The organism is Anaerorudis cellulosivorans (genome assembly GCF_025943985.1).
In the GTDB taxonomy this organism is placed as follows: Bacteria; Bacteroidota; Bacteroidia; order Bacteroidales; family Dysgonomonadaceae; genus Anaerorudis; species Anaerorudis cellulosivorans.
Genome location: NZ_JAPCWE010000028.1, coordinates 1 through 7,368 on the forward strand (window position 1 = coordinate 1; position 7,368 = coordinate 7,368).

Consider the following 7,368-nt stretch of genomic DNA (forward strand, 5'->3'; position numbering starts at 1 on the left):
AATATAGATTAATATGCAAGCAAATAGGATACTGATTTTAGTGCATTTTTGAAAAATTTAAACCGTCCCTTCCGGGTGTCACTGAATTGAAAATAAAAAGTCAGAGACTTTTCGGAGTGGACTCAATTGATTGGTTTTTAATCCATCTTCAACCGTATAATTTTTGAACGATTTTTTTTCAGGATCAAATTGGACAAGCCCGGCATTGGTAGATAACCACAAATTACCAAAATTATCTTCCTTTATCTGAAAAACCACATCATTCGGTAAGCCATTGGAGCTGTTGTAAGTAAAAAAAGTCTCGTTTTTTCTGTCAAAAAGGCTAAATCCTCCTCCCTGTGTCGCAACCCACAATCTTTTTTTACTGTCTTCAAAAACACTTGTCACTTTATTATAAGGCAAACTGCTCGGGTTTTTTGCATCATGTAGGAAGATTTTCCATTTTTTTGTATCTTGATCAAACCGATAAAGTCCATTAACGAAGGTAGATATCCAAATTTTACCTTCCATATCTTCAAAGATGTCCTGGATGGATATTCCTTTAAGTTTCTCTACTTTTGTAAAAGTATCGTCTTCGTAGTTATAGATATCTACTCCTGCCAATGTGCCTATCCATAACATGTTTTGCCGATCCTTGCATAAAGCAAAGGGGCTGTTTTGGCTAATCGATTTCGAATCATCCGATTGTGTATAAGTTACCAATTTCCCTTTTTTTAGATTGTACTTGTGCAATCCCTTCGAAAAAGTACCTATCCACAAGATATCGCCATCTTCATACAAAGCATGAATATTGGTATAAAGTGAACCCAAAGGCTTTGGCAGTGGCAGAAACGTATGGGTTTCCGGATCGAATAAATTTAATCCTTGATCTTCTGTTCCTATCCATATTTTACCATTAGGTGCACGACAAAACTCTCTTACTCTTTTACCCGTTATACTATTATCGGATGCCATCGGATAAAACAATTCGAAATTGTTATACCGATCGGAATAGTAATCTACTCCTCCAAAATAGGATCCCACCCATATACCTCCGTCATTGTCCTTATAAATGGAATAAATAGCATTATCCGACAACGAATACGGCACTAAAGTATTGCTGCGCAAATTAATTGCCTCTTCAGTATCCGTATCATATATATACACCCCCGATTCCGTTCCAACCCAGAGCGTATTATTATCAATTCGTTCAAGGCATCTCACGAATAGTGGATCACCGTTCGGATCTTTATCCAACAAAACACGATAAGTTTGGTTAATGATATTGACGCTTATCAGTCCTTTTTGCGAGGTTGCCACGAGTAGCTGATTATATTGATCAGCCAAGACATCCGAAACTTCACCTATAGCATAAAGGAAACGGTCATCATCTTTCAAATTGAATTCGGATACTTTTTTTGTTATTTTATCGATAAAAAGAAATGGACGAGAATATGGACAGATCCAAATCCTATTATTATTGTCCTGACATAAACTCATCATCTTCATTCCATCTTTTACAATGGGGATGGAATAAAAGATCAGCTCGTCATTTGATATATCATAATGAAAAACGCCTTTTTCTTCCACGGCCATCCAAATATCTCCATCGTTATCGGCAATCATATCACTAACAACACCTTCAACCTTTTTATTATCCTGGGTAACATGATTGAAACGACGAAACTTTTCTTTATATATGTCATAAACATACACTCCATCTTCAGTTGAAACCCAAAGGTTGTTATACTTGTCTTGAAGGATGCGGAGAAAAACATTATCTCTTAAATCACTATTAGGCGAAAATTTAAAAATTTTGAATGAGGTTCCGTCAAACCGATTTAACCCATCCTTGGTTCCAAACCACATAAAGCCCAGATTATCCTGAAAGATAGATCGTACGGTATTCTGTGATAATCCGTTATTAATATTGTAGTGTTTAAAACGATAAGTGGTGGCCTTGGAACCAACCGAAGTAATCAAAAAAACCAATAAAACGAAAAAAAAATGCCTAAGTCTATAAGAAAACATTTTAAACAAAATCAATCATTTATTCCTGCACAAAAAACTTTTATTCAGTTACCTCTAAAATTGGTATTTGATAATTTGGATCGATATAAAGTTTATCTATTCCGTTCACATCTTTAAAACCTGCATAACTTATATACATATTTCTGGGATGAATATGATCCTGATCATGATGAGCATGAAATACCGTACACAAATTACCGTTTTTATCTCTAAAAAAAGCATTATGTCCAACTCCAACCAAAGTACCGGGTTTTTGCAATAAAGGATTATCGGGATACTTTATCCATTCCCCTTTTATATGGGTTGACGTTGCACAACCAATACCATAAAAATGACTTTCGTAACTATTAGCCGAATATGTCATGTAATAAATGCCCTTGTGTTTGATAACAAAAGGTGCTTCGTTCACCCGTGGCCAAATTTCTTCCCAAGCTTGCGAAACACTTATACAATGATGCATGGTCTCTTTCTTGAGTGTCATCAGATCATCTTCCAATTCAGCTACCCAAATATTGAGTCCATCGTTAAAGCGGACAAAAAACAGATATGCTTTCCCGTCATCATCAATAAAAAGGGAGTTGTCTATCGCTTTTTCATCTTCCAGCATAGGTTTCTGAACCACTTGTTTAAATGGACCCAAAGGCGAATCGGAAACGGCTACACAAATATGTTCTTCAGAAGAATAGTACATGTAAAATTTATCGTTGACACAATATACTTCCGGAGCCCAAAACCATTTCTCTCCATAAGAATCATCCTTATGTAAGGCAAGACCTTTTTGCTCGTTCGCAACACGCTTCCAGCGTTTAAGATCAGCGGAAACCATCACTTCGATTCCATCTTCGGCTCCTGTTCCATAAGCATAATAAAGATCATTATACAAAAGGATGAAAGGATCTGCCAATGGAACCAATATTTGTTTTGTTTTCAAATCTTCTTTTCCTATGGTACCGCTTCCACATGATAGAAAAAATAAAGCAAGTAGTGAAAAATATTTAAAATGCATTAGTAATTTGGATTTTGTTGTTGATGTTTCAGGTTATATTTTAATTTCTATGGCCTTGGAACTACCATACAACGCTTTTCCCACTCCAAATATCGTTTTCCCATTTCTTTTACTCTCTCAGGATATTGTTCAGCCAAATTATCGAGCTCGCTTCTGTCGACATTCAGATTGTACAATTCCCATTTCTTGCTTTCGGCCGGCATTACAATTTTCCATCCTGCCTTGTCAATCATTGCTTTTTCGTTGAAATGTTCAAAACAAATTTCTCTGTGTCCGTTGCGCTTTCCTGTCTTGAACACAGGAAGCAAACTCATCCCCTCAGACGGAATAATAGAATATCCCCGATATTGGGACGGATAAGGAGAATTGGAAACATCAAGACAGGTGGCCATTATGTCTATTACATGGGCAATCTCACTATTGATAGACCCTTTTTTCTGCTCGATTCCTTTTGGCCAATGAACAATCATTGGAGTACAAATACCCCCTTCGTAGGTTTTTGCTTTCCAAAATCGAAAAGGAGTATTTGCCACATTTGCCCAGCGAGCGCCAATCGAAGCAAATACATTTTGAGGACCTGGCAACACTTCTTTGTTTCGCGGATAAATGATTTTTTCGCCATTACGCATTTCTGCCGGCCGATCGTTTTCGCCGGGAGAATAATTTTGACAATCTTCGTTGCTTGCGCCATTATCGGAAAGAAAAACAATCAGTGTATTATCCAGTTCATTATTTTGTTCCAATGCCTTAATCACTTTCCCTATTTCCTGATCCATTCTGTCGATCATTGCTGCATGAACCGCCATTGCATGTGCATCCCATTCCTTGGTAGGATTGTTAACCCATTCATCTTTAAATTGACGGGGCGATAAAAAATCATCGGAATCCCCGAACAGTCTCATCTTTTTCATCCTTTCATAACGTTCTTCTCTAATTATATCCCAACCCTCTTTGTACGTGTTTTCATATTTCTTAATGTCTTCCGGCAAGGCGTGAAGCGGCCAATATCGGAATATCCCAAATCATCGGCCAAAATAATAAGAATATTCGGCCTTGCATCGTCTTTCGACAACAATAAAGAAGGAGCCGCAAAAAATATTCCTGCAGCATAATATTTCAACTTAATGATATTCATCGCATGAATGATATAATGACACCGAATAAGGAACATCTTCAGGAGAAGTGCCTCTGTTTTTGTTAGGCCGGTTTCCCATTTCGAACCGTAAAACCCCACCATCGACTATATCCTCATAGCGGATATAGTTCTTGGTATAATCTTGTCCGTTTAATTTTGCTGATTGAATATATACGTTATCTTGATCATTCTTATTTGCCTCAATAATAAATTGTTTCCCGTTTTCGAGTGTAATCGTTGCTTTTCTGAAAACGGGACTTCCTATCACATACTGATTCGTTCCCGGACATACACTATAAAAGCCCAAAGCACTCAATACATACCATGAAGAAGTTTGCCCTTGATCCTCGTCTCCCGGATAACCGTTTTCGGTAGAATTATACAGCTTTCTCATTACTTCCCGCACTTTTTGCTGAGCTTTCCAAGGTGCCCCTGCATAATTATACAAGTAAATCATGTGCTGAATGGGTTGATTCCCATGCGCGTACTGACCCATGTTTGCCATCTGCATCTCGGTCATTTCATGAATTAGACGTCCATATGTTCCTACCTTCACTGTGTTAGGAACAATAAAGACGGAATCCATCTTCGCAACAAAATTTTCATTTCCGCCTAACAAGTGAATCAATCCATTGACATCATGAAAAACCGACCACAAATAATGCCAAGCATTCCCTTCGGTAAAAGGGCCTCCCCATTCATAAGGATCAAAATTAGGTGTCCATGTTCCGTCTTCACCTCGTCCGCGCATAAATTTTACTTCGAAATCAAAAACGTTTTTATAATTATACATTTGACGGGCAAATACATTTTCATAAAAAGAATTACCAATCATTTCTGCCAATTTAAAACCACAAAAATCATCATAAGCATATTCCAAGGTTTTGGCAGTGGATTCGCTATACTTCGGATACGGAACAAATCCCAATGTGAAATACTCTTTCCATCCGTCACGTCCGTTCGAAGGCCCCCAAGGCCCTTTATTGGTTGCTTCATGATAATATGCTTGAAGGGCTTTCAAGGGATCGAAGGTTCGTATGCCTTTGTTCCATGCATCAGCCAAAACAGATATCGCATGATTCCCAATCATGCTCCCTCCTTCACCGGGAAACGACCATGAGGGCAACCATCCACACTGATCGTAGGCGTCGAGCAACGCTGCTACATACTTGCCGTGCATGTCAGGATGAACTAAGGCATTTAAAGGTAACTGTGCACGAAAAGTATCCCAGAATCCGGTATCGGTGTACATGTAGCCATAATGGATTTTCCCATCGTAAGGACTAAAATAATAAGGATTCCCTTCTTTATCCAATTCGTAAAACTTTCGTGGAAAAAGGTTGGCTCTGAAATAACACGAATAAAAGGTGGCTTTTTCCTCTTCGGTTCCACCCTCAACAACGATTTGATGCAGCTGATCGTTCCAAATTTTCAATGCCGCTTGTTTCGTTTCCTCCAACGTGGAATAATTGCCCAATTCGCTCTTTAAATTGAATTCGGCCTGCTCGGGGCTTATATATGAAGACGCCACTTTAACCTCAACATTCACCCCGCTATCAAACTGCACCCATGCTCCGACACCCTTTCCCTCCTGCTCGTTTTTACCTTGCCAAGCGGTATTGGTTGTATTTTCCCACGTCCCGTAATCACGAATCGGCTTGTCGAACTGAATGATGAAAAAATTTTTAAAGTTCTCCTTCAACCCACGTCCGTTATGCACATAACCCGTTATTTTACCCTCTTTGGGATAAATCTTTACCCCACTCATTCCTGTATAGCCATCCAAGATTACATACGCATTTTTTCCTTTGGGGAAAGAAAAACGCAAATGGGCTCCCCGTTCCACAGGAGAAATTTCTGTCGTTATCCCATTATCCAAAAGAACTTTATAATAATGCGGCTTTGCAATTTCATTCCGATGGCTGAATTTAGCCGCTCTGCCGAATTGATCAACAACAAGTTTCCCGGCAACCGGCATCAAAGAAAAAACTGCATAATCGTTTGTCCATGCACTACACTGATGTGCTTGTTGGAAACCACGAATCGAATCTTTTTCGTATTGATATTTCCAACCGTCGCCGTTTACGCCCGTTTGGGGTGTCCAGGTATGCATGGCAAAAGGTAGAGCCGTCGTGGGATAAGTATTTCCCCTCGTCAATTCGAAACGGGAATTGGTTCCTTGCAACGTATTAACATACTTAACCAAATCAACTTTCTGCGAATAAAGAGATAAAACATTCAATCCCACAAAAAGCAGCAAAACAGCCTTAACCATATGATTTCTCTTTCTCATTTTCCTCGATTTTATTCATTAGAAATAAACCCAATCAACATTATTTAATTCCCCTCCAATTTCGGTATCAGATAATCTTTACAGATGAATAATTTATCCTTGCCATTGGTTTGTTTAAATCCTACAGAGCTTATATACATCTCCCTGGGATGAATAGTTGTAGCACTATGATGTGCATGAAATACTACGCGCAAATTACCTTTCTTATCTCTAAATAAGGCATTATGACCAACCCCAACCAAATTACCGGGTTTCTGTAACAATGGATTATCGCCATACTTGATCCATTCACCCATGATATGGGTTGCAGTAGCACAACCAATACCATAAAAAGGACTTTCATAACTGTTGGCCGAATAAGTCATATAATAGACTCCGGCGTGTTTAATAACAAAAGGGCCTTCATTTACACGCGGCCATATTTCTTCCCACGGTTGAGAAACATGAATACAATGATGCATGGTTTCTCTTTTAATTGTCATGAGATCATCTTCCAGCTCAGCTACCCAAATATTATTCCCATCGTTAAAGCGAACAAAAAACAGATATGCTGTTCCGTCATCATCAAGAAAAAGGGAATTGTCTATTGCTTTTTCGTCTTCCAGCATAGGTTTCTGAACCGCTTGTCTAAATGGGCCCAAAGGAGAATCAGAAACTGCTGCGCAAATATGTTCTTCAGCAGAATAATACATGTAAAATTTATTGTTAACATAATATACTTCCGGCGCCCAAAACCATTTATCTCCATATGAATCCTCCTTATGAAGAGCAAGAACATCTTCTTTTTTCCATCTTTTGAGTCTCCTCTGATAACCCCATTTTTCAAAAATGCAAAAAATTGAGATATTTCAGACGAGAGTTGTTTAAAAAATTATTCATTAGAGAGTTTACATTATTTTCAAAACATATCCATTTTTTAATGGA

The 7,368-nt window shown here is 38.3% G+C and carries 4 protein-coding genes and 2 pseudogenes; all 6 read right to left on the bottom strand.

Annotation, left to right across the window (positions count from 1 at the left end; genetic code table 11):
- Nucleotides 1-78: 78 nt before the first annotated feature.
- A complete protein-coding gene (locus tag OLM34_RS11295; RefSeq protein ID WP_264407372.1) occupies nucleotides 79-2,010 on the bottom strand; it encodes a ligand-binding sensor domain-containing protein in 1,932 nt (643 codons plus the stop codon).
- Nucleotides 2,011-2,050: 40 nt separating this feature from the next.
- Nucleotides 2,051-3,016, bottom strand: a complete 966-nt coding sequence (locus tag OLM34_RS11300) for a glycoside hydrolase family 43 protein (RefSeq protein ID WP_264407373.1) — start codon at nucleotides 3,014-3,016, stop codon at nucleotides 2,051-2,053.
- A gap of 47 nt (nucleotides 3,017-3,063) precedes the next feature.
- Nucleotides 3,064-4,023: pseudogene (locus OLM34_RS11305) on the bottom strand (sulfatase-like hydrolase/transferase); the annotation flags it as partial.
- Entirely contained in the window at nucleotides 3,951-4,151 is a 201-nt protein-coding gene (locus tag OLM34_RS11310; RefSeq protein WP_264407374.1) for a hypothetical protein, read from the bottom strand. The gene OLM34_RS11310 and the pseudogene OLM34_RS11305, both read right to left, overlap by 73 nt.
- Nucleotides 4,138-6,426, bottom strand: coding sequence for a GH92 family glycosyl hydrolase (locus OLM34_RS11315; RefSeq protein ID WP_264407375.1), 2,289 nt, complete (start codon nucleotides 6,424-6,426; stop codon nucleotides 4,138-4,140). The genes OLM34_RS11310 and OLM34_RS11315 overlap by 14 nt, the downstream gene beginning before the upstream one ends.
- A 62-nt stretch (nucleotides 6,427-6,488) precedes the next feature.
- Nucleotides 6,489-7,244: pseudogene (locus OLM34_RS11320) on the bottom strand (glycoside hydrolase family 43 protein); the annotation flags it as partial.
- Between the last annotated feature and the right edge of the window lie 124 nt (nucleotides 7,245-7,368).